23 protein-coding genes are annotated in these 22,234 nt (G+C 40.1%); 12 read left to right on the top strand and 11 right to left on the bottom strand.

Annotated features, from left to right (window positions below; genetic code table 11):
- Positions 1-8 precede the first annotated feature (8 nt).
- Positions 9-941 (bottom strand): 23S rRNA (adenine(1618)-N(6))-methyltransferase RlmF, encoded by a 933-nt coding sequence (gene rlmF, locus CWC30_RS09430; protein ID WP_138626955.1) that lies wholly within the window; start codon positions 939-941, stop codon positions 9-11.
- A 129-nt stretch (positions 942-1,070) separates the two neighbouring features.
- Between rlmF and CWC30_RS09425 the strand changes: the two genes are divergently transcribed.
- Entirely contained in the window at positions 1,071-1,979 is a 909-nt protein-coding gene (locus CWC30_RS09425) for an alpha/beta fold hydrolase (protein ID WP_036983859.1), read from the top strand.
- Here the strand turns inward: CWC30_RS09425 and CWC30_RS09420 are convergent.
- Positions 1,948-3,390, bottom strand: coding sequence for a tetratricopeptide repeat-containing sulfotransferase family protein (locus tag CWC30_RS09420; RefSeq protein ID WP_138626954.1), 1,443 nt, complete (start codon positions 3,388-3,390; stop codon positions 1,948-1,950). The two genes, CWC30_RS09425 and CWC30_RS09420, sit on opposite strands and share 32 nt — an antisense overlap.
- Before the next feature lie 427 nt (positions 3,391-3,817).
- A complete protein-coding gene (locus CWC30_RS09415) occupies positions 3,818-3,976 on the bottom strand; it encodes an oxidoreductase-like domain-containing protein (protein WP_076921669.1) in 159 nt (52 codons plus the stop codon).
- A gap of 104 nt (positions 3,977-4,080) precedes the next feature.
- Here CWC30_RS09415 and CWC30_RS09410 point away from each other — a divergent pair, with 104 nt between their 5' ends.
- Positions 4,081-4,503: a hypothetical protein gene (locus CWC30_RS09410; protein WP_013463120.1), complete on the top strand. Its 423-nt coding sequence runs from the start codon at positions 4,081-4,083 to the stop codon at positions 4,501-4,503.
- 83 nt (positions 4,504-4,586) lie between these two features.
- Positions 4,587-5,948, top strand: coding sequence for a leucyl aminopeptidase family protein (locus CWC30_RS09405; protein ID WP_036983863.1), 1,362 nt, complete (start codon positions 4,587-4,589; stop codon positions 5,946-5,948).
- Between the two features lie 27 nt (positions 5,949-5,975).
- Here CWC30_RS09405 and gloA2 read toward each other — a convergent pair whose 3' ends face one another.
- Together gloA2 and CWC30_RS09395 are read right to left on the bottom strand one after the other, a co-directional pair.
- The gene (gloA2, locus tag CWC30_RS09400) at positions 5,976-6,362 is read right to left on the bottom strand and encodes an SMU1112c/YaeR family gloxylase I-like metalloprotein (protein WP_008464296.1); all 387 of its coding nucleotides are present in this window, start codon (positions 6,360-6,362) and stop codon (positions 5,976-5,978) included.
- Positions 6,363-6,442: 80 nt separating this feature from the next.
- Positions 6,443-7,522: a ketoacyl-ACP synthase III gene (locus CWC30_RS09395; RefSeq protein WP_036983864.1), complete on the bottom strand. Its 1,080-nt coding sequence runs from the start codon at positions 7,520-7,522 to the stop codon at positions 6,443-6,445.
- A 379-nt stretch (positions 7,523-7,901) separates the two neighbouring features.
- On the opposite strand from CWC30_RS09395, the gene CWC30_RS09390 reads away from it, so the two are divergent.
- The 5 genes from CWC30_RS09390 to CWC30_RS09370 all read left to right on the top strand — a co-directional run bounded on the left by CWC30_RS09390 (position 7,902) and on the right by CWC30_RS09370 (position 11,347).
- On the top strand, positions 7,902-9,140 hold the full coding sequence (locus CWC30_RS09390) for a sensor histidine kinase (protein WP_096039052.1): 1,239 nt from the start codon (positions 7,902-7,904) through the stop codon (positions 9,138-9,140).
- Positions 9,137-9,661 (top strand): response regulator transcription factor, encoded by a 525-nt coding sequence (locus CWC30_RS09385; RefSeq protein WP_069439001.1) that lies wholly within the window; start codon positions 9,137-9,139, stop codon positions 9,659-9,661. The genes CWC30_RS09390 and CWC30_RS09385 overlap by 4 nt, the downstream gene beginning before the upstream one ends.
- A 23-nt stretch (positions 9,662-9,684) precedes the next feature.
- Positions 9,685-10,104, top strand: a complete 420-nt coding sequence (locus CWC30_RS09380) for a thiol-disulfide oxidoreductase DCC family protein (RefSeq protein WP_138626981.1) — start codon at positions 9,685-9,687, stop codon at positions 10,102-10,104.
- A 78-nt stretch (positions 10,105-10,182) separates the two neighbouring features.
- Entirely contained in the window at positions 10,183-10,461 is a 279-nt protein-coding gene (gene ppiC / locus CWC30_RS09375) for a peptidylprolyl isomerase PpiC (RefSeq protein WP_008464312.1), read from the top strand.
- Between the two features lie 76 nt (positions 10,462-10,537).
- Positions 10,538-11,347 carry a substrate-binding periplasmic protein gene (locus tag CWC30_RS09370; RefSeq protein WP_138626953.1) on the top strand — a complete coding sequence of 270 codons (810 nt, stop codon included), beginning with the start codon at positions 10,538-10,540 and terminating at the stop codon, positions 11,345-11,347.
- A gap of 37 nt (positions 11,348-11,384) precedes the next feature.
- On the opposite strand, the gene CWC30_RS09365 is transcribed toward CWC30_RS09370, so the two are convergent.
- The 5 genes from CWC30_RS09365 to CWC30_RS09345 form a co-directional block, all read right to left on the bottom strand.
- Positions 11,385-12,044: a DsbA family oxidoreductase gene (locus CWC30_RS09365; RefSeq protein ID WP_138626952.1), complete on the bottom strand. Its 660-nt coding sequence runs from the start codon at positions 12,042-12,044 to the stop codon at positions 11,385-11,387.
- A gap of 119 nt (positions 12,045-12,163) precedes the next feature.
- On the bottom strand, positions 12,164-13,384 hold the full coding sequence (locus tag CWC30_RS09360) for a M24 family metallopeptidase (RefSeq protein WP_096039056.1): 1,221 nt from the start codon (positions 13,382-13,384) through the stop codon (positions 12,164-12,166).
- A 138-nt stretch (positions 13,385-13,522) separates the two neighbouring features.
- Positions 13,523-14,131, bottom strand: a complete 609-nt coding sequence (locus CWC30_RS09355) for a flavin reductase family protein (protein WP_036983871.1) — start codon at positions 14,129-14,131, stop codon at positions 13,523-13,525.
- A gap of 11 nt (positions 14,132-14,142) precedes the next feature.
- Positions 14,143-14,868 carry an SDR family NAD(P)-dependent oxidoreductase gene (locus CWC30_RS09350; RefSeq protein WP_096039057.1) on the bottom strand — a complete coding sequence of 242 codons (726 nt, stop codon included), beginning with the start codon at positions 14,866-14,868 and terminating at the stop codon, positions 14,143-14,145.
- Positions 14,865-15,263 carry a thiol-disulfide oxidoreductase DCC family protein gene (locus CWC30_RS09345; protein WP_016899157.1) on the bottom strand — a complete coding sequence of 133 codons (399 nt, stop codon included), beginning with the start codon at positions 15,261-15,263 and terminating at the stop codon, positions 14,865-14,867. Before CWC30_RS09345 ends, CWC30_RS09350 begins: the two co-directional genes overlap by 4 nt.
- A gap of 120 nt (positions 15,264-15,383) precedes the next feature.
- Here CWC30_RS09345 and ppc point away from each other — a divergent pair, with 120 nt between their 5' ends.
- Positions 15,384-18,029 carry a phosphoenolpyruvate carboxylase gene (gene ppc, locus CWC30_RS09340; RefSeq protein WP_138626951.1) on the top strand — a complete coding sequence of 882 codons (2,646 nt, stop codon included), beginning with the start codon at positions 15,384-15,386 and terminating at the stop codon, positions 18,027-18,029.
- Between the two features lie 122 nt (positions 18,030-18,151).
- Positions 18,152-19,081, top strand: coding sequence for a cytidine deaminase (cdd, locus tag CWC30_RS09335; RefSeq protein WP_138626950.1), 930 nt, complete (start codon positions 18,152-18,154; stop codon positions 19,079-19,081).
- Here cdd and udp read toward each other — a convergent pair.
- The gene (gene udp / locus CWC30_RS09330; RefSeq protein WP_008112319.1) at positions 19,070-19,825 is read right to left on the bottom strand and encodes a uridine phosphorylase; all 756 of its coding nucleotides are present in this window, start codon (positions 19,823-19,825) and stop codon (positions 19,070-19,072) included. The genes cdd and udp overlap by 12 nt on opposite strands.
- A gap of 412 nt (positions 19,826-20,237) precedes the next feature.
- Here udp and CWC30_RS09325 point away from each other — a divergent pair, with 412 nt between their 5' ends.
- The gene (locus CWC30_RS09325) at positions 20,238-21,347 is read left to right on the top strand and encodes an arginase family protein (protein ID WP_069438997.1); all 1,110 of its coding nucleotides are present in this window, start codon (positions 20,238-20,240) and stop codon (positions 21,345-21,347) included.
- Positions 21,348-21,445: 98 nt separating this feature from the next.
- A complete protein-coding gene (locus CWC30_RS09320; protein WP_138626949.1) occupies positions 21,446-22,147 on the top strand; it encodes a substrate-binding periplasmic protein in 702 nt (233 codons plus the stop codon).
- The last annotated feature ends 87 nt before the right edge of the window (positions 22,148-22,234 follow it).

Genomic DNA, 22,234 nt, shown 5'->3' with positions numbered 1-22,234 from the left:
TATGGTTGTTATATGTATTCTTCACAAATTTGTTCTCGGGTGGCTTTATCAAAATAGCTCCATGCAATAAAGCGACTGACTTTTTGTCCTTGTGCCATTTCAACAATTTTAAATTCACTAATAGGCTGTTGTTTTAGCTGTGCTTCTAAGGCTGCTAGAGTTTCTTTTTTAGAAACCAACGAGGTAAACCAAATTACTTGGTCACTGTGATCCCTGCTTTCTTTGATCATAGTAGAAATAAAGGCCAGCTCACCACCTTCACACCACAGCTCATTACTTTGTCCGCCAAAATTAAGTGCTTGCGAAGGCGCTTTGCCTAAGTTTTTCCATTTACGTTCACTGCCTTTATTGGCTTCTTCTGCACTGGCGTGAAATGGCGGGTTACACATCGTTAAATGATACAAATCTTTCGCATTAACCACCCCTTTAAAAATATGCTCGGGATTTTTTTGTTGTTTAAGCGTTATTTTTAAATCATTAAACTGAGCGAGCTGCTTGGCTATTTTTATTGCTGCTAAATCGATGTCGCTGCCAGTAAAGTGCCATTGGTATTCGCTATTGCCCGTTAGCGGGTAAACTAAGTTAGCGCCAGTGCCTATATCAAGCACTTTAATTTGTCGGCCAGTGGGAATAACCTGCTGATTATCTTCGCTGAGTAAGTCAGCTAAGTAATGAATATAATCTACTCTACCTGGAATAGGTGGGCATAAGTTGTGCTCAGGAATGTCCCAAAAGTTAATGTTGTAATGGCTTTTTAATAGCGCCTGATTTAAGGTTTTTACAGCTAAGTTATTACTAAAATCAATACTTTGATTGCCTGCTGGCGTCGTAATTAAAAAAGCAGTTAACGAAGGGGTTTGCGAGGTAAGCAAATTAAAATCGTAACCATTTTTGTGTTGATTGCGTGGATGTAATTTAGAACGAGTTGATTTTGCTTTCATGAGGCTTTTTTAACAACAGGAATAAAAGCCAATAGTAACAAATACAGACAGAAAAAGTGCATAATTTTCCCTTTGGCTTACCAGGTATTGCTGGTAGGATGAGTTGTTAACAATTATAAGGAATTCGCTTTGGCAGTTACTCAAGAGTCTGTTTTTATTAAATTAGGTGACCATCAAACACTGCATTTGCGCCGTATCGCCAACCAGAAGCCAAGTGGGCCTGTGGTGCTATTGATTCATGGTGCGGTAGAAAATGGCAAAATATTTTACACTCATAGCAATAAAGGGTTAGCGCCTTTTTTAGCTGAACACGGGTATTGTTGCTACGTAGCTGATTTACGCGGGCGTGGTGAAAGTAAACCAGCTATTTGTAAGCAAGCACGGTATGGACAAACTGAGGCGATTGTTGAAGATATTCCGGCATTTATTAAAAAAATTGAACAGTTAGAGAGTAAAAAACCTGACTTTTTAGTTGCTCATTCTTGGGGTGGGGTGTTGCTTAATAGCGTGTTTGCTCGCTTTCCAGAGTTGATAAACGATGTAAAAGCGTGTGCCTATTTTGGTTCAAAGCGTTCGCTATTTAATAACCACCCTAAAAAGTTATTTCAGGCTAATTTAATTTGGTATTTTATGGCGCCAATATTGGCGAAAAAACACGGTTATTTACCAGCAAAACGCTTAAAGTGGGGCAGTGATGATGAAACTCAAAAGTCGCATTATCAAAGTATGCAGTGGGCTAAGAAAAATCCGTGGATAGACAGTGATGATGGCTTTGATTACGCTAAAACATTAGCAAATCTCACGCTTCCTCCAACGTTACATATTGCGGCAGTAAAAGATAAAGCATTGGCACAGCCTATCGATATTCAAAAGTTTATTGATGAGTCAGGTACTGGGGTGCAAAAAATGCAAATATATGGCCGCCGCTTTGGGCACAAAGTAGATTACGACCATATTAATATGCTTACCCATCCACAGGCACGCCAAGAACAGTTTATGGATGTGCTTAATTGGTTTGAGGCAACGAGAGCAGACTAAGTAAAGGGGCTTCATAACGCTGCCATTTATCAAGGCTTTTGTTATTTACAGGCTGCCTAATCGCATGTTTACTGAGCGTTGTAACGGCGCTTTTATTTTTGTAAAAGTCTAAACAAGTCTGTTCAAATTCACAGCCAGTAAAACTCAATAGTGCGGTTAATTGATCTTTAGGGTTTTCAATTAACTGCTCATAACTTAAATTATAAATAGCTAAGCGGTTAAATTGCTGCCAATGGCTCATCAATTTTTCATAAAGCTGATGGTACAAAGTAAATTCATTTAAATCACAAAAATAGGGTTCGTTTTCAGCAAAGTAATTAGTAAACACTGAAAATGCGGTTGCATGAAAGTTTCGACTCAGGTTAATAAACTTAGCATCTGGGAATAAAATATAAATTAACCCTAAGTTTTGGTAATTGCTAGGCAGTTTATTGATCACAAATGCGCAATTGCTCCCAGAAGAACTTAAGGTATCTAAATACATGGCTCTGGCTTGGTTAATTAAAGGCGTTGTTAGCTTAGTTAAGCATTGAGGGTAGCGTAACCCTTTTTTTTGTTCTAAAAAAGCGACTATCTTATTACTAATACTGGTGTCTTCTCCAAGCGTTGCCCATTGACTGTGTCCTGCTAACATCTGCTCCAGTAAGGTTGAGCCGCTTCGTGGCATACCAATAATAAACACGGGCGTAACAGGATACTGCTTATTTAGGTTTGCAAAATTGAGCACACTTTCATTATTATATTCAATAAGTTGATCATAAAACCCAATTAAATCTTCAGTTTTAAATTCACTGAGTTTGTGTTGTTGCTGATTGGCAATCACAAAATAGTTAAACGCTTGATCAGTATCGTCTAACTTGTCGTAACTTTTAGCTAAAGCATAGTTGCAGACCATTTTTAAGCGTAGGTTATTTGTTTGAGTTAAAAAATGGTGTAATTGAACGATGTAATTATTTGCTTTATTAAAACGTCCTAATTGTACCAATTCAAATAAAACATAAGCCGTAACCGGTGCTATTCCAAGCTTTAATGCTTCCTCAAGCGTTGACTGTGCTTTATCGAGCTCGCCAAAGGTTAAATAGTGCTGAGCTAAATAATAATGGGTATCTGGGTTGTCTGCGGCAATACTGGTTGCGTACTCGAGTACTTTTTGCGCATTTTCAGGGGAGTTAACCGCATTAAATGCATCACTTAGTGCATACAAAGGTTCTAGTAAATAAGGGAGGTGCTGACACGCTCGTTGTAGTATATAGACAGCGGCATCAAATTGTTCTAAACGCAGCGCCACCTTACCTAGGCCAAACAGAGCATCACCATTATCAGGCTCTGCTTGTAAAAGCGTTTTGTAATGAAACTCAGCTTCTCTAAGCTTGTTTTGTGCTAATAAATGATCCGCTTTTTTTAGTAACATAATCCAAACAATATTCTTTTTATTAACTATAACCCTAAAACAGCAAAATAAGCGAGAGTAAGATTATTATTTGAGGCCAATAAAAAGGCGAAATGCACCACACATTTCGCCTTTGAGTATCATTAACACATATTAGAAAGTATAGGTTGCTTTAGCGTAGTAAAAGCCACCATTAATTCCGTATGGAGATGTTTCAAAAGCTTAATAAACTAAGCGCACCTCCTGTGAGTCCTCGAAATAGACTATAGATAAAAAACTAAAGAGGGTAATGGGTGGTTAATCACTATTTAACAAGTTGAACCAAATGATTTATCTAAAAATAATGCATAGTTAATCATAAGTAGGGCAGGGAAAGGGGGAAAAAGCAGGCATTGATATATATAGTTATTAACTAAATAAGCTATTTTAGCTACTTTCTATTATTGAATTAAACTGACTTGCTATTGATATTTTCACCATGATGTTTTTTCCACTGTGCAAGTTTTTCTTTGTACTCATCCCATACACATGGACAGCAACTACCGCCGCCGCAGCACTCATCAGATTTTGGCCTTTCGGGTTTAGTGTTGGGTATGTTTTTTTGCATGTTTTTAATTAAAACTGAGGAAAATGAACATTAAGAATAAATGATTGAATAAAGCGTGTAAATTATTCTTTGTGAACTGAAAGCGCTGTGTGAGAATACAGGCTATGCGATTATATAAAGTTATCCATCGTGCGCCCTGGCGGGTTGCGAAAATAAGTAAAAAGCGACAACAACTACGCTTTCGTCGTGCTATGGTCGCGCTTAAAATTGCGCTTGCCCAAGAAAGGCAAGAAACCAAAGAAATGCTAATAATTTATAGGCGTTATACCCAAGGGCAAACAAATAAAGCAGAACTAAAACGCGCCAACGAGCAGTTTGTTGATATATTAAAAGGACTAGGGCTAGGCGTTTTTGCGTTATTACCGTTTGCACCATTAACTATTCCACTGGTTGTTAAACTAGGGCAGTTAGTAGGGGTTGATGTATTGCCGAGTTCTTTTAGTATGAATAAGCCGATTAAAGAAATTGATCAAGAAATTGCTCAACAAAACCAAGAGCAAGACTCAACGCCCTCAAAGAAGAAGTAAGCTAGCAGAACATAATTAGCTATACCTTTTAATAGTGCTTATTGTTATGCTAAGGCATCATTTTCTATTATGTGAGTCATTTAATGAGTGCTTTACTTCGTCATACCTCTTCAGGAATTCCTCTATCATTTATCGTTAAAAACGAACTAACCGATTGGCTTACGCAGCAACCGAGTTTTGTACAGCGCTGGCTAGCAAACACAGATTTTGAAAAATCAGGACTCGCACTAGTACCAAATCCAGAAACGGGTGAGCTAAGTCAGGTATTTTGTGTAATGCAAAGCGCTGATGATTTTTGGGCTGCTGGCGAGCTTGCCAGTAAATTACCTGCGGGTTGTTATCAAATTCAAGGTGATGAGTCTTTAGTTGCTCAACTTGCTTTAGGCTTTGTGTTAGGTGGTTATGAGTTTAGTGAATACAAACAAAAAGCCACCGCTAAAGCTCAGCTTGGTATTGCTGATAAAACATTATATGAACAAGTAAAACAACAAGCGGATGCCATTAATTTAGCACGCGATTTAGTTAATACCCCAGCTGCCGATATGATGCCGCAGCACTTATCACAAGTCATGAGTGACCTAGCAGATACATTCGACGGTGAATTTTCGCAGTGGATAGGTGATGAGTTATTAGAGCAAAATTACCCAACTATTCACATGGTAGGGCGCGCGAGTGAAAATAAACCACGATTACTTGACTTGAAATGGGGGGCAGTCGATGCGCCACAAATTACGTTAGTCGGTAAAGGCGTGTGTTTTGATTCCGGTGGACTTGATTTAAAGCCCAGTTCAGGCATGCGCAACATGAAAAAAGACATGGGTGGGGCCGCGCATGTTATTGCCCTGGCTCAGCTAATTATGGCCGCTAACTTACCAATCCGCCTTCGTGTTTTAGTGCCTGCGGTTGAAAATGCTGTTTCGCGTAATGCATTTCGCCCTGGCGATGTAGTAAAAACCCGTAAAGGTATTATGGTCGAAATAGACAATACCGATGCAGAAGGGCGATTAGTACTGTGTGATGCTTTAAGCGAAGCACAAAACGATGATCCTGAATTAATCATAGATTTTGCTACATTAACCGGTGCGTGCCGCGTTGCTTTAGGTACAGAGTTACCAGGTTTTTTCTCAACGGATCGCGCTGTAGCAAATGCCATTATGGACTCGGGCATGCAAGTTAACGACCCTGTTTGGCAATTGCCGTTATTCGAGCAATACAAACCATTTTTGAAAAGCGATGTGGCTGATATGGCTAACTGTGCAAGTACGCCATTTGGTGGCGCAATAACCGCTGCGCTTTATTTGAAAGAGTTTATAGAGCCAAATACACCATGGGTTCACTTTGACGTAATGGCATGGAATTTACGTGCATTACCTGGGCGTCCAGCTGGTGGTGAGGCACTGGGTATTCGTGCAGTATTTACTTACCTACAAAATCGATTTAACTAAATTAAATATACCTTGAGTTATTAGATGTTAAAGTGCATATAACTCAAGGGGTAAGCCATCTGGATCGGCAAAAAAGGTGAATTTTTTGCCGGTTATTTCATCTTCTCTAATATTTTCGACGATGACATTGTGTGACTCTAAATAATGTTTAGCAGTATTAATACACCCAACTTTAAATGCTAAATGTCTAAGTCCTTGAGCTTCGGGGTAGCTTGGTCTACTTGGCGCATCATTAAACGAAAATAATTCTAACTGACTTCCATCAGGTAAAGCTAAATCGAGTTTGTAAGACTGACGCTGTGCACGATAATGCTCATTAATAATCGTGAGTTTTAATATTTCACTATAAAAATGTTTAGAGCGTGGATAGTTGCTACAAATGATGGCTACATGATGAATGCCTAGTAGTTGCATATATTTTCCTTAAAAAGCAAAAAGCGCACTAAAAGCAGTGCGCTGTTTATCAATACATGTGCATGGTTGTATATTAGCTTTTAGCTAGGCTCTGCGTCTTTACACGCTTTTACAGCCGGTGCAACAAGCTCTAAACCCGTTTTATTACACGGTGGAAGCTTAGCATCACTAAGTGCAATAGGCGTTACTCGCTCGCCCCATTTTATATAGCTTGCCGCCCAAGTAAGGCCAGCTCCAAATGCCGCCGACATAATATTTGCATGCGGTTTAATTAAGCCTTGCTCAACGGCTTCACACAATGCAATTGCAATGGTGGCAGCAGAGGTGTTGCCATATTCACCAATATTGACCATTACTTTTTCGTCATCCACTTTTAAGCGATTTTGAATAGCTTGAATAATGCGTAGATTGGCTTGATGCGGAACTAGTACATCGATATCGTCTAACTTAAGATTGGCTTGTTCAAGCACGTCGTCACAGGCTTCACTCATGCCTTTAACGGCACGTTTAAATATTTCACGGCCTTCAAATAAAAGGTCTGATGGACCAATTGGCTCATATTTATTTAAATCACTGCCAAAATTAGTAATGTGTAAAATATCACGATCTTCGCTGTCACAACCGGTTTTAGTCCCTAATAAGCCTGCAGGTGTTTCTGCTGCTTCAAGCACAACGGCACCGGCACCATCACCAAATAATACTGCGCTGTCGCGTCGTGCCCAGTTTACATACCACGTCATGCGCTCAGCCGCGATAACGACGGCTTTTTTGATCATGCCAGCTTGAATTTGCGCTGTCGCAGCTTGTAAAGCATATAAGAAACCAGAACATGCCGCGTTGGTGTCCATGGCTGCAGCGCCTGTGGCACCAATATTTTTTTGTACTAATGAGGCGGTGTTTGCAACTACTGTTGAGGGGGTGCACGTTGCTAAAATAACTAAATCGATATCTTTTGCATCTACGCCAGCACAAGCAATGGCATGTTTTGCAGCCACACTAGCAAGTTCAGCAGTACTTACATGGCTAACTCTTCGTGCCTTGATACCTGTGCGTGTGGTGATCCACTCATCGGTTGTATCTACAATTTCACTTATTTCGTCGTTGCTGATGCTTGCTGGTGGAATGCATTTACCCCAACCAGTGATATGTGCGTAAGGCATAGTGTGTTCTCTTAAAAGTGGTATGACGTGTTCGTCTAATGAGGACGTTATATCAAAAATTAGTTGTTAACACTAGTTTATAGCATGGTTTGCTTAGTAATTACTGCTATTTTACGGACTATTTGCTGCATTTTTGTTTAAAGGTAATTGATTTGTTTTTATTGTGTTAATTAAAAGCTTTTAATGATTGTGCCTGTTTTACACAATAGCTCATAGGCTTTCTAAGCTTAATAGAATACAAATACTTTGTTGACCATATATGCTTGAGTGCGGCTGAGTGAGCAGCTAATATGAGGCGCTTATTATGAAATCATTACTTAAAAAGCATTATTTATAATGGATAACAAAGTAATGTATATTCAATCAGGTGAATCTTATTGTGTTAATTAAAACCGATCCTGCTATTAGCCGGTTATTAATGCTGCGCAGTGGCGCCATTGCTGTGCAGCTTATTGCAGTGTTAAGCGTTTATTTTTTATTAGAGCATCAAATTGCGCTCATGCCGTTGCTAGCCGTTATTACGCTTGAGGCGGTTTTTCAGTTAGCAAGTATCTTTGCTTATAGAAATGTTAGCCAAGCAAAGCCTGTTGGCATGCTGATGCAACTGACCGCTGACGTACTTTTTTTAACTATTTTGTTGTCTTTAAGTGGCGGTGCAACTAACGCATTTGTGTCGTTATTATTGTTACCTATTATGATAGCGGCAATTACATTGAGCGCTCGTGGGCTTGCCTATATTGCTGTGCTGGCTATCGCTGCCTACAGCATGCTACTGATTAAAATGCCAGAGCATAGCATGCACCAAATGAACATGAGTGGCCACTTTATTGGCATGTGGGTTAATTTTGTTATCAGTGCCTGCGTGATTGCGTTGGTTATTGGTGCAATGAACCGTGCTTTACAACAACGTGAGCGCACTATTGCTAAAGTTAGAGAGAAACAGTTGCGTAGTGAACAACTGGTTACTCTCGATGGCGCAGCGGCGCAAATTACTCATCAATTAGCAACGCCTATTGCTAATTTACAATTATTGTTTGAAGAGCTTGTAGAAGAGCATCCCAACAATGAAATTATTCAGCAAATGCAATCACCCTTGCTGCAATGCCGCACTCAGCTTAATGATTTTAGAAAGCTCTCTATGCAGCTACGAGATAAAAACACGCAAATACCTATAAAAGCAGAGCAGCTGCAAAATCAAATTCATGATACGTTACTATTACAATACCCTAATCAACAAATAAACTGGCTTAATGAGGCGCCTAAAGCCACATTAAAAAGTGATGCCATGCTGCTACCTGCTATTTTAAACTTATTACAAAATGCAGCACTTGCTAACGAAAAAAAAGGCCAAATGCAATTAGAGTTGAGTTGGCAACAGCCAGATGCGCAAAGTATTGCGTTAATTATTCGGGATTTTGGCGCTGGTTTTTTATCCTCCGAGTTAGCGGAGTTAGGCGGGCAGCTCATGCCCAGCGAGCAAGGCATGGGAATAGCGGTTATGCTATCAAATGTCACGTTTGAGCGTTTAAATGGTTCGTTAACTGTTTATAATCACCCCGATGGTGGAGCGGTGGCCAAGATACAAATGCCACTATTAATAACCGAGTCGGCGCTATGAAGCTGCTAATTATTGAAGATGACATTAACCTTGCTACCACTTTGGTAAGGCGCTTAACAAAACACAGCTTTAACTGTGAGGTTGCACATAACCAAACAGAGGCCTTACTTAGGGCTCGCCAGCAGCAACCTGATTGTATTTTATTAGATATGAAGTTAGCAGATGAAAATGGGCTGGCGCTTATTGCACCGCTGCGACACTTGTTACCCAAGGCGCATATTGTATTGCTTACCGGCTTTGCAAGTATAGCTACAGCCGTAGAGGCGATGCGCTTGGGCGCTAATGACTATTTAACTAAGCCTGTCGATATGGCAAGCTTATTAAAAGCGCTAAAAGTAGAGCCGGTATCGACAGTAACCGAAATTCCTGAAGAGATTATGTCACCCGAGCGTTTAGAGTGGGAGCATATTCAACATGTATTACACAGTAACAACGGTAATGTATCAATGACTGCAAGGCAGCTTAATATGCATAGACGCACTTTGCAGCGCAAGCTACAAAAAAAACCTGTGCAGCAATAAGCCCTCACTTGAGCAAGCAATTAATGACCCATACCGCCGCGCTAATAAAAAGCCAAAAAATTATACTGTTCGATGCCCAGTGCAAGCTTTGTAGTGCGTGGTGTAATTTTATTATTGCTCACGATCCTCAGGCCATGTTTAAACTGTGCAGTGTACAATCGCCAAAAGGGCAGCAAATATTAATGCACTTTGGCTATTCGACAACTGATTTTGCCTCTATGGTTTACATTGAAAACGCTCAAGCATTTATACAAAGCCATGCATTTTTTGAGGTGATTAAACAGCTAGGCTATCCGTGGAAACTTAGTGGTATATTTAGTGTGTTGCCAAATCGTTTTAATAATTGGCTTTATGATAAAATTGCATCAAATCGATATACCTTATTTGATAAATATCACTATTGCAGGATCCCTTCAAAGCAAGACCAAGCCCACTATTTATAAGTGCTTTAATAGATGCCTGAATGTACTGGCTGTGCTAAAATCGCGGCGTTTAAATTTAAGCATTAAAAAGGCACTTACATGGCAAATACGGCGCACGCACTGCATATTTTAGTAAAACATAAAGAGATTGCAGAAGACATCATCAAGCAATTAGGCAAAGGCGCAAAGTTTCAAACTTTAGCTAAAAAGTATTCGTCATGCCCATCGGGTAAAAAAGGCGGTGATTTAGGTGAGTTTAGACGAGGTCAAATGGTTCCACAGTTTGATAAGGTGGCCTTTAGTGGTGCAATTTTAGAACCGCATTTAGTAAAAACGAAATTTGGTTGGCATGTTATTAAGGTACTTTATCGCACATAAACTAACGCAATTTTAAGTTGCCGCTATACTTATTATTTGTTCAGTTTGTTACATGCTAAAGCAACTTGGAATAACTATGAAGCTTATTATTTTATGCTGCAGTTTGATTTTAATGGCAGTGTCATTTTTTGCCAGTAGCACTGAGCAAACAATTACCCTTAAGCTTGGCAAACCAAGCATCCAAGGCATACCAAAAAACTACTATATTTTAGCGTTATTAGAAAAGAGCTTTGCAGAGGTTAATGTAAAGCTCAATATTGCCTACAGCATTGAGCCAATGAATACCAAGAGGATTTTGCAAGAGCTCAAACGTAACGGTGATGTTGATTTAGCTTGGTTAACTATGCCAAGCGTCCTCGCAGAGCAAAGATATTTAATCCACACAAGTTATCCTATTTATAATGGACTGCATTCAAAGCGCTTGCTCATGGTTAAACATAGTCGGTTAAAAGAATTTTCTGAGATCAAAACCTTGGCACAGCTAAAACCATTTATTTCGTTGCAAAAACAAAGTTGGTCAGACTTTTATGTTTTAAAAAACAATGGTCTAACAGTTAATGGTGATTTGAGTTATGAAAGCATGTTAAAAGCGTTAGATGAAGGACTTGGCGATTATTTTCCGCGTTCAGTTACAGCAATAAAAGCCGAAATACGTAAACATCCTCAGTATAACTTTGTTATTGAGCCACATATTATGCTGCAATACGATAATTACTATTATTTTTACGCAAACGAAAATAACAAAGCAATCATTGAGTTATTAGAGCAAGGCTTAACAAAGTTAGCAGATAGCGGTGAGTTGAACGCGCTTTATGAGCGCTATTATCATGATGTTGAGGACGGGCTTAATTTAAACAACAGACAGGTGTTTAACTTAAAAAACTAATAATGTTAGGCCGCAAAATGCAGCCTAACCCGAAAAATTATTGCTCCTGGTTGGCTTCTTCTTCACTTATTTGCTTAAGTGCTTGAATAAACGATTCACTCGGTTGCCCACCGGTAAGCGCGTACTTATCATTTATAATGAAAGTAGGTACTGAGGTTATTCCCATTTGTTTAAAGTTATTTTGCTCTTGGCGTACCGCTTGTACGTATTTATCTGAGTGTAAAATTTCTCTGGCTGTGTCTTTGTTAAGGCCTACTTTTTCTACCACATCCAGTAATGCATCTTCTTGATTTAAATATTTTAAATCGGTGAAGTGTGCCTCAAAAAACGCCAGTTTTAACTCAGTTTGCTTACCTTCTTCACGAGCCCACATTAGCAAGCGATGTAAATCAAAGCTGTTGATCATGATGCGTTTACCGTCAAAATTAAAGGTAAAGCCAGCTCGTTCACCCGCATCCGCCATGTTTTGACGATTTCGTGCGCTTTCTTCTTCGGTTAAGCTGTATTTTTGCTGCAAGTGCTCGTTTAAGTCTTGCCCTTCAAGTGGCATATCCGGATTAAGCTCAAAAGGGTGCCATGTAATATCCGCACTCATTTCGTCTTTTAATTCTGCCAATGCGGCTTCTAAGTTTTTATACCCAATAATACACCATGGGCACATTACATCTGAGACGATATCTATTTTTAAGTTTTTCATAAGGATCCTTGAAGGATTGCTTTTTAATAACAATGGATATTGGGATGAAGTTTAGTTTATCAATCATTGAACATAAAAAGAGCAGCGAAAGTGCTGCTCTTTTATTGAATGTTTTCAGGTTAGCTGTTTAAACCAAATGGGTCGTCAATGCTGTGGCTTGGCTGGGTAAACCAACGCGGTCCGTCATCTGTCATATAGAAGTGATCTTCTAATCTCACACCAAACTCATCTGGAATAACCAGCATTGGCTCGTTACTAAAACACATGCCTGTGGCAAGCGGGGTTTTATCGCCGCCCACTAAGTATGGCCATTCATGAATGTCTAAGCCAATACCATGGCCTGTGCGGTGTGGGCAACCTGGTGTTTGGTATTCAGGGCCTAAGCCTTGAGCTGCTAAGTAACTGCGGGCTGCTTCGTCAACCGATTCACAGGTTTTGCCAATGGCGGCTTGATTGAAAGCTGCTAACTGGGCTGCTTTTTCAAAATCCCAAAATAGGCGCTGGCGACTGGTTGCTTCACCAAATACGTAGGTACGCGTGATATCAGACAAGTAATCGTGTACTTTGCATCCGGTATCAATAAGGACCATGTCGCCTTTTTTCAAAATTTGTGGATCTTTTACACCATGAGGGAATGAGGTAGCAAGGCCAAACAATACAATACAGAAGTAATTTCCCGGAGCACCTACTTTTTGATGCGCTTTTTTTATAAATTCTTCGACTTCTACTGTACTAATTCCTTCATAAAGCATGCTCGCCGTAGCCTGATGAACCGCTAAAGTCATATCCATGGCACATTGCATTAATGCTAATTCATTGGCTGATTTATGCATTCTACAATGTGCGGTTACAGGTTGTGCGTTAACTAGTTTTAACCCTGAACTGGCTTTATTGATGCCATCAAAAATAAAAAACTGTGCGCTTTCATCAATGCCCACGGTAGCGGTGTCACTAATATTCAGTTGTTTAAGCACTTTAACGAATAGCTCAAACGGGTTCTCGTGTTCTTGCCAGCCGTGTATTGGGCCATCAATGACTTTAAAGCCATCTAAAGAGCCAATTTCAAAATGGGGGGCAATGTATTGCACCTCACCCATGGCGGGTAAAATAGCGCCGACTAGTCGTTCACTGGCGTACCATTTCATACCGGTAAAATACGTTAAGTTAGTACCTGCATTTAAATATATCGCATCAATATTATTAGCTTGCATATAAGCTTGCGCTTTGGCCATACGCACTAAATACTCATCGGCCTGAATTGGCGTTACTGAGTGGGTCATATTGCTTAAACTAGCAAGTGCTTGTTCGGGTGTGTGTGTACCAATACCAACTGTGGTCATATATTTCTCCTACAAAATTTTGCATAGTGTGTAGGCTAAATGCGTTCAATTCAAATTAATTGCGATTAGTGAACAAGGGATTGAACAAATAGAGGAAGTTATCAAGTCCCTCATTCCCAAGGACTTGATAACCTTGGGCTATTTTTTCGCGTAGGGTAAACGATTGAGCTTATTCGCCGTGTGGTAGCTATCTAATCCGGTTACTGCAACGGTATCGATGGCTTGTAAGTCTAAAAAGCCATCACTTTGGAGTGCTGATTTATCTACATAAACATCCATTATTTCGCCAATAACCAGCTCAGTGCCATTAACAGCTAAATGCTGATTCTCTACAAATTTTACTGCGTATTTTAGTCGGCTTTGTGCAACAAAAGGCGCTTTAAAGTCGTTTAAGTACTCTGTTTTGAGACCGGTTGCATTAAACTCAGACTCATCTTTAGCGTAACGTGCCGATGTTTGGTGTGCCTGCTGGTAAATATCACTATTTACTTGGTTAATAGTATAAACGCCTGTTTCTATAATATTTTCGAATGTATGCCTTGGTACGCTGTGCGGGCGCATTATCATGCCTACTAGCGGTGGGTGAGCGCCTAAATGAATAACTGAACTGACAATGGCTAGATTGGTATTACCTTGTAAGTCTTGTGTGCCAATTAAGTTTGCACTTTTAAACCCTGAAAGTGAATTGATAAAGTGTGTACGGGTATGTTTTTCAAGTGCGGCTATGCGGTCTTTCGAAAAATGCATGTGTTTGTTCCTTACCATTTTATGGTGTTTCCTTGCCAATCTAAGTAGGCAGGTTCGCCGTTGAGTTCTAGCTGTGGGTTTTCGTAAGTAAATTTAAATAATTGCTGAGCAACAAAATCAGGGGTAAACAGTTTACCTGCGGGCACATTTTTTTGAAATGGCTTAGAGAGCTGTGTATCTGTAGTACCTGGGTGAAATAAAACAAGTTTGGTATTTTTAGCGCGACGAGCAAGTTCAATGGTGGCTGTTTTAAATAGCATGTTCAGCGCAGACTTGGATGCGCGATAGGTATACCAGCCACCCAATTTATTGTCGTTAATACTGCCTACACGAGCGCTTAAAGCAGTAATTGTGCAATGAGTTTTGTGATTAAGCAATGGCACTATACTTTGTAAGCACAGCAGGGGGACAAGTGTATTAGAGTGCAAAAGCTGCATAAAATAATCACTGTTAATTTCTTCGAGCTTTTTTTCTGGCATGTGCTGGTCGTTGTGTAATTGACCATTAAATATTATTACCTGAGCAAGCTCAATTTGTTGTGACTTTAACGACTGGGTTAGCTCATTTAGGCTTTGCGCCGAGTAGTCGCTGTGGAAATAGGTTACCCTGTCATCATTATGCTCAATATTCGATGAGCTGACACAAATTATATTAAATTGTGCTGCTTGCTGATTTAAATGACTTACGTAGGATTGTGCAATGGCGCTACTGGCGCCAAATAAAATCACTGTTTTCATTTTTCACCTTTAGATTTGATATTGCATTGACCATTACTACACTGCGCATTGGGCATTAAAAAACGGCTTATATGATGGCGGTATTTTGCAAAAAAAGTGTAAGCATGATCGGCAAAAAAGCGAATTACGGGCAAACGAATTATTTTAAGCCAACGGTATTTGCCAACGGTGCGCCAAGCTTGATAAGTGACGTCTAAGCCGTAAATCATCTGCCCCTTATCAGTTTGGGCGTGCAATAAATCCATGGCATTTTGTTTATCGATTGCAGGAAAACGTTCACTAAAATCATCCGCATTTAAATCTTCTAGTGTAATTTTATGATCAACATCGGCACGTTTTAAATGTTGCATTTCTGCATTGCACAGTGGGCAATTGCCATCGTAAAAAATGATCATGTTATCGCTTTGTGTTTATTTTACATATGCTTTTTTACGACAAGACAATGCAAATGGATCTATTAAATATTCCCTCTTAGTGATATTAATAGGTCTCCAAGAAACGAAGGAGAGCTAGAAATGAGTGAACAATATGCCGCCTTGCGAGGTAATGTAAATCTACTTGGTCAATTATTAGGACAAACTATTAAAGATGCCCAAGGCCAAGAGATTTTAGATAAAGTAGAAGAAATTCGGGCTTTATCAAAATCATCTCGCAGTGGCCATGAAGCCGATCGCCAAGCGTTAATTGATGTACTCCATGCGCTTAGTGATGAGGAGCTTTTACCGGTTGCCCGTTCATTTAATCATTTTTTAAACTTAGCTAATGTTGCAGAGCAGTTTCATACCGTATCACGTTTTAATGATGTTGGTTTTTGCCAACTAAATCCTCTCACTCAAACATTAAAAACGTTAGCAGCAAAGGCCGAACAAGGTCAGCTTAATCATAATCATTTAGCCGACACACTCTCAAAACTCCACATAAACTTAGTACTAACCGCTCACCCAACCGAAGTGACTCGCCGTACTATTATTAACAAACATGTTGAACTAAGCGATTGTTTAGCGTCGCTTGAGCGAACCGACAACCTTGCGCAAGAGCGCGAAGCGATATTAAATCGAATTGCGCAGCTTATTAGCCAAGCTTGGCATACTGACGATATTCGTCGTTCTCGTCCAAGCCCTGTTGATGAAGCTAAATGGGGCTATGCGGTAATTGAAAATAGCTTATGGGATGCCGTGCCACGTTTTTTACGTGAGTTTAGCCAGCATGTTAAACAGCATTTGAGCCTTGAGCTACCAGCCAACTACAGCCCGATAGAATTTACGTCGTGGATGGGGGGAGATCGGGATGGTAACCCGTTTGTAACCGCTGAGGTGACTAAGCAAGTACTCGATCATGGCCGTTGGATGGCGCTGGATTTATACCAGCGTGATTTAGAAACTTTGTGTGCTGAACTTTCAATGTCTGATGCCAGTGATGAGCTCATTAAACTGGCAGGGCAAGAGTTTGAACCTTATCGAGCCGTGCTCAAAGAGCTTAAAAACCAAGTAGCTGAAACAGTGATGTACTTAAGCGCTAAAATTAAAAACAAGCGTACAGAATCACAAGATTTAATAACTGATATTAACCAAATTAAGCACCCAATTGAGGTGTGTTATCGCTCATTGTTAAAATGCAATATGCAAGTGGTTGCTGATGGCTTGCTATTAGATGTGATCCATCGTGTAAATAGCTTTGGTTTGCGCTTGGCAAAACTGGATGTACGACAGGATTCGTCAAGACACAGCGATGTGTTTTCTGAATTAACTCGTCATTTAGGTATTGGCGATTACAATCAATGGGAAGAGCAAGACAAACAAGCTTTTTTACTGACAGAGCTCAATTCACGTCGTCCGCTAATTCCTAGGCATTGGCAACCAAGTCCAGAAGTGCAAGAGGTGCTCGACACCTTTGATGTTATTGCGCAACAAGATGAAAAAACCTTTGGTTTATACATTATCTCTATGGCACGAACTGCCTCTGATATATTAGCAGTGCAGCTATTACTTAAAGAGTCTGGCTGTGGTTTTGAACTGCCTGTGGCGCCTTTATTCGAAACCTTGGATGATTTAAACGATGGCCACAACGTCATCACTACACTTTTAAATAACGAGTGGTACCGTGGACACATTAAAAACACCCAAAATGTAATGATTGGCTATTCAGACTCAGCCAAAGATGCAGGCATGATGGCTGCTGGTTGGGCACAATATGAGGCAATGGATAAGCTCGTACAACTAGCGGATGAACGCGGTATTGAGCTTATTTTATTCCATGGCCGTGGGGGTACGGTTGGCCGTGGTGGTGCGCCTGCTGCACAAGCATTGCATTCTCAGCCGCCGGGGTCGTTAAAAGGTGGGCTTAGGGTAACAGAGCAAGGTGAAATGATCCGCTTTAAATTTGGCCTGCCTAATGTGGCATTACAAAGCTTAAATATTTATGCGGGTGCGGTACTACAAAGTAATTTATTGCCACCACCAGAGCCTAAATCACAGTGGCGCGAAGTAATGGCATTAATTAGCGATGTGTCGTGTGAGCATTACCGTAATGTGGTGCGCCACGATGAAAACTTTGTGCCTTACTTTAGAATGGCGACACCTGAATTGGAACTGTCAAAATTACCTTTAGGCTCAAGGCCTGCAAAACGAAATCCAAATGGAGGGGTTGAGAGCTTACGTGCTATTCCATGGATTTTTGCGTGGAGTCAAAACCGGTTAATGTTACCTGCATGGTTAGGTGCATTGAGCGGGCTTAAAGCCGCGCTTGAAAAATACGGTATAGAAACCTTAAGTGAAATGAGCTTGCAATGGCCATTTTTTAGGGCGCGTTTAGAAATGCTAGAAATGGTATTTAGTAAAGCGGATAGCTGGTTGAGTGAGCATTACGATAATGCGCTGGTGGAAGAGATGTATAAGCCGCTGGGTGTAGCTTTACGTGATGAACTTGGTGAAGCTATAACGTTAGTGCAATCATTAAGCCCACAAAAAAGCTTATTGGCTGATCAGCCTTGGATCAAAGAGTCTATCGGGCTTAGAAATCCATACACCGATCCGCTGAATGTATTACAAGTTGAGTTATTACGTCGTTCTCGTGGCGATGATAAAGGCAATGAAAACGATATAGATAATGCTTTGATGATCACTATGACCGGCATTGCAGCGGGTATGCGTAATACAGGTTAATCCAAAACTAGATTAGTTTTAGAGGGAACACACGACGTGTTCCTTTTTTTTACGTTGAATAGGCTGGTATTTAGTTTGCCAACCTTTTACACTACTTGGCCATTGATCAAATAAAAACTATTATGGCTTCAGCAACTTTTAAAGTGCAACATAATACAGCACTTAGCAATTCACACATTTCATTAAACGTAGCGCAAACGCAAGCTCTACGCAGTCAATTAAAAACTCAACGCGGTATTTTATACCCAAACGATATTTCAGCGCTTTGCACCGAGCTTAATGTTAGCGAAGATATTTTATTACAAGGCTTAGTGCCTATGGCTTCAGAGTTTTCGGTTGCACCTATTTCCAAATTTCATGTCGGCGCAATTGCAAAAGGGCTCGATTCACAAGGAAACACTACTTTTTATTTTGGCGCTAACGCTGAGTTTGACCATCAAGCACTTAGTTTAGTGGTGCACGGTGAGCAATCTGCCATTAATAATGCCTGGTTAAATGGCGGTAAAAAAATTCTTAAAATAGCGATTAGTGATCTCCCATGTGGGTACTGTCGTCAATTTATGAATGAACTCGCTGATGCGAAAGAGCTTGATATTTTACTGCCAGCACAAAACTTTAAATTGGCAGAGTTATTACCTCACTCATTTGGACCAACCGATTTAGGCAATGAGCACAGCTTATTTAACCCAGCAAAGCAAACTAATTGTTTTGAAAACGAACAACTTGATGAAAAGCTGATGAGTTATGCTTTAGCGGCTTATGTGCCGTACAGCCAAAATTACAGTGCAGTAAAAATAAGTACGTTTGAAAACGGTGATTTTTATGGCAGCTATGCAGAAAATGCAGCGTACAGCCCGAGTTTATCGCCATTACAAAGTGCTGTGAGTCAGTTGTTTTTAGCAGGACTGAGCTTTGATAAGCAAACAGTAAAATCAGTTACGTTATTAGAAACGGCTGGTCATGAAAACCAATCTGGGGTGGCAAAAGCCGTGTTAGCAAGCTTTACTGGCTTGCCAACACTTGAGGTTATTAGCGCAACATTAGCCAAGTAACACTTTAGCGGCTTCAAGTACCACGGCAACCGATTTTTTCTCAATCTCGCCGTGGTCTACGTTAGGAATTTCTTGACGTGTTCTATTTACTAATACACCGGCAACACAGGCTGCTTGTAGGCCAAGAGCGGCACACATAGTAAATAAAGTAGCCGATTCCATTTCGTAGTTCATCACGCCTAGTTTTTGCCATTCTTCACAGCTACCCTGTAATGACTTAGGAACATAACCAGAATGCGTATCGTAACGCTCTTGTCCTGGGTAGAAGGTATCGCTTGAAGCGGTGATACCGATATGAAAATCGATGTTTAGGTTTTCACAGGCTTTTACCATCGCTTGAGTGGCAAAAAAATCAGAAACAGCAGGGTAGCACAGCGGTGCAAAATGCTGACTCGCGCCATCCAAACGAACTGAGGCTTGGCTAATTAAAATATCGCCTTCGTTAATGTGCGGCTGAATCGCGCCTGTTGTGCCAATGCGAAGAAAGCTACGTACGCCAAGTTGAGCCAGTTCTTCAACCGCAATTGACGTTGAAGGGCCGCCGATACCGGTTGAACATACAACCACTGAGTGGCCGTTTAATTGGCCTAAATAAATGTGAAACTCACGGGTTTGAGCAAGGCAGGTTGGATTATCTAAGAACTGTGAAATGCGTGCTGCACGATCTGGATCCCCTGGAACAATAGCCAGTTTTGCACCTTTTAAATCATCAATACACAGTCCTAAGTGAAATACCTTTTCCATAACTAAGCCTTTTTAATAAGAGTTGTTGTCAATTTAGCATGATTACGAGAAACCTAAATGAAGTACAGGACGGATGTCCGTATTGGTTTATTCATTAACTCTGAATATTCAATCAATGGCTAAAATTACTAACAAAATGAGCCAGTTGACTTGTTTGCTCAGACACTATATTCATACCTCAGAGCAAACCAGTAGCTAGCTAAAAGAGTTGTTAGCTAAATTTTAAGTTGTTTATATTCATAAGGTTAGTTAGTAGGTTTTGTATTGTTTTGCCGCTGACCTAACCTCGCAGAACACAACGTTCAGTGATTTTTATAACCACATACAATTAATTTTTAATTTATTCAGCGTTCGTCGTTTTGCATAACTACTCAATAATAGACAAGATATTCAGATTGAAAAAGGGTTTACAATGAGCACACAATTTCAAGCATTTAAAAATAAAGTTGAACACTGTTTATGTGCACCTGGCGATGGTGTATTCACGGTTAATACGGCAAAAGAACGCAAAGCAGCACTCAGAAATAAATTATATGGTCAAACTGAAAATGTCGATGTTTTATGGCGTGACTCGCTAAATGAATTACCTAACTCACCCCACAAAGCGGTTATGTTGGGGATTAGCTCTGATTGTGGTGGTGGTATTTTACGCGGTGCTAACTGGGGGCCTTTGTTTTTACGTTCAGCTCTAATTGACCAGCAAACACAGTGTCGTTCATTTGACTTAGGTGATGTGCGCGTAATACCGCATTTATTACACGATAAATACTTAAACGAGGCAACAATTACCAATTGCCAAAAAGCGCTTTATGGCAATGACAATAACGATCATTTCGTAAGTCCACTGTCTATTACCGAAGATGTATGTGACAGCTTTTATGCAACATTCCACGATAAAGGAATTTTTGGCATTGGTGGCGATCATTCTATTAGTTACCCGCTGACAAAAGCGTACTTAAAAGCCAAACGCGAGCAAGGTAAACGTACGGCTATTATTCATTTTGACGCCCACACCGACTTACTCGTAGAGCGTTTGGGCATCGATTTATGTTTTGGCTCTTGGTGTACCCATATTTTAGAATTTTTACCCGCGCCACATCATTTAATTCAATTTGGTATTCGCTCAAGTGGTAAGCCTAAATCACATTGGGAAAGTACCTTTGGCGTTAAACAGCACTGGGCTGCTGAAATTATTGAGCGTGGCGCAGCCGCTGTTGCTGCCGATACAATCGCGCAACTAAAGGCTGACAAGGTTGATGAAGTGTATGTAAGCTTTGATATTGACGCACTAGATGCTCAATTTGCTTCAGCAACAGGTACACCTGAAGAAAATGGGTTAACACCACAGCATGCGCTTGATATTTTGTCAGCCATTGCCGATGAGTTTCCAATAACCGGAGCAGATATGATGGAAATCGCGCCGTTTACCGACAGCTCATTAGTGGGTCAATCAAGCTCAGAGACGACGCTTAGAGAAGGCGCTAAAATTTCAGCATTCTTAATTGCAGCAATGAATCGTTAATCCCACAGGCCCAAAATTGGCTATTTGTAATTAATCCGCTATATTAAATTTGCTTTTACCAAAAAAGTAACATCTTAAATTTTATATAGTGGGTTATTGTGACTAAGTGGTATTTCGTATTATTGCTCATTGTAAGCCATCATTGTGCGGCTAAACTTACTGTTGTAACAGAGAACTTTGCGCCTGCGCAGTATCTGGACGCGAATAACAATTTAGTAGGTGATGCTGCCGATAAAGTCCGATTGGCGCTTGATAGCGCAGGCATTGATTATTCAATCTCTGTAAGCGATTGGAGTATGGCTTACAATATTGCACTGAGAGATCCCCAAACCTGTATATTTTCTATTTCTCGTTCGCCTGAGCGGGAACATAATTTTATTTGGTTTGCTAAGCTCGCCCAATTTGACACTAATTTTTACTCCCTTAAAAGCAAAGGTATTTCCTTAACTAATTTAGAGCAGGCTAAGCAATACCGTATTGCGGTTTTAAAAGATAACTACAGTCATCATTATCTACTTTCAAAAGGCTTTAAAGAAAACGAAAATTTAATGCTGTTTAGTAGTTTTGATAATATTTTTAAGATAATTCAAACACGAAGTTCGAGTATTGATTTAGTGGTTATACCTGCGCAGCGAATAAACCATGAACAATCTCATTTATTAAATAAATTACAACTCGAATCACTAATGCCAATCAATGCCCATCAAGCCCCTTTATATTTTGCCTGTAATAAAAACCTCCCCGATAACGTAAAGCAACAACTTAGCGTAGCTTTTTCTTCATATGAGTCTAAACTATAAATATTAAGCTTTTGATTTTTATTAGTTAACCTGAGCTTCGGATAAGAAATTACTAATTTAAAGGAACTAAATGCTCGTTCCATGATC

This window comes from Pseudoalteromonas sp. S4741 (assembly GCF_005886135.1).
GTDB classification, from domain to species: domain Bacteria; phylum Pseudomonadota; class Gammaproteobacteria; order Enterobacterales; family Alteromonadaceae; genus Pseudoalteromonas; species Pseudoalteromonas tetraodonis.
The sequence above is the reverse complement of the archived record's forward strand: the minus strand, read 5'-3'. Positions and strand labels throughout refer to the sequence as shown.

Bases quoted from the DNA above. Each gene is read 5' to 3' on its own strand.
- rlmF (WP_138626955.1), bottom strand. From the start codon at position 941: ATGAAAGCAAAATCAACTCGTTCTAAATTACATCCACGCAATCAACAC.
- CWC30_RS09420 (WP_138626954.1), bottom strand. From the start codon at position 3,390: ATGTTACTAAAAAAAGCGGATCATTTATTAGCACAAAACAAGCTTAGA.
- CWC30_RS09415 (WP_076921669.1), bottom strand. From the start codon at position 3,976: ATGCAAAAAAACATACCCAACACTAAACCCGAAAGGCCAAAATCTGAT.
- CWC30_RS09410 (WP_013463120.1), top strand. From the start codon at position 4,081: ATGCGATTATATAAAGTTATCCATCGTGCGCCCTGGCGGGTTGCGAAA.
- CWC30_RS09405 (WP_036983863.1), top strand. From the start codon at position 4,587: ATGAGTGCTTTACTTCGTCATACCTCTTCAGGAATTCCTCTATCATTT.
- gloA2 (WP_008464296.1), bottom strand. From the start codon at position 6,362: ATGCAACTACTAGGCATTCATCATGTAGCCATCATTTGTAGCAACTAT.
- CWC30_RS09395 (WP_036983864.1), bottom strand. From the start codon at position 7,522: ATGCCTTACGCACATATCACTGGTTGGGGTAAATGCATTCCACCAGCA.
- CWC30_RS09385 (WP_069439001.1), top strand. From the start codon at position 9,137: ATGAAGCTGCTAATTATTGAAGATGACATTAACCTTGCTACCACTTTG.
- CWC30_RS09380 (WP_138626981.1), top strand. From the start codon at position 9,685: ATGACCCATACCGCCGCGCTAATAAAAAGCCAAAAAATTATACTGTTC.
- ppiC (WP_008464312.1), top strand. From the start codon at position 10,183: ATGGCAAATACGGCGCACGCACTGCATATTTTAGTAAAACATAAAGAG.
- CWC30_RS09370 (WP_138626953.1), top strand. From the start codon at position 10,538: ATGAAGCTTATTATTTTATGCTGCAGTTTGATTTTAATGGCAGTGTCA.
- CWC30_RS09365 (WP_138626952.1), bottom strand. From the start codon at position 12,044: ATGAAAAACTTAAAAATAGATATCGTCTCAGATGTAATGTGCCCATGG.
- CWC30_RS09360 (WP_096039056.1), bottom strand. From the start codon at position 13,384: ATGACCACAGTTGGTATTGGTACACACACACCCGAACAAGCACTTGCT.
- CWC30_RS09355 (WP_036983871.1), bottom strand. From the start codon at position 14,131: ATGCATTTTTCGAAAGACCGCATAGCCGCACTTGAAAAACATACCCGT.
- CWC30_RS09350 (WP_096039057.1), bottom strand. From the start codon at position 14,868: ATGAAAACAGTGATTTTATTTGGCGCCAGTAGCGCCATTGCACAATCC.
- CWC30_RS09345 (WP_016899157.1), bottom strand. From the start codon at position 15,263: ATGATCATTTTTTACGATGGCAATTGCCCACTGTGCAATGCAGAAATG.
- ppc (WP_138626951.1), top strand. From the start codon at position 15,384: ATGAGTGAACAATATGCCGCCTTGCGAGGTAATGTAAATCTACTTGGT.
- cdd (WP_138626950.1), top strand. From the start codon at position 18,152: ATGGCTTCAGCAACTTTTAAAGTGCAACATAATACAGCACTTAGCAAT.
- udp (WP_008112319.1), bottom strand. From the start codon at position 19,825: ATGGAAAAGGTATTTCACTTAGGACTGTGTATTGATGATTTAAAAGGT.
- CWC30_RS09325 (WP_069438997.1), top strand. From the start codon at position 20,238: ATGAGCACACAATTTCAAGCATTTAAAAATAAAGTTGAACACTGTTTA.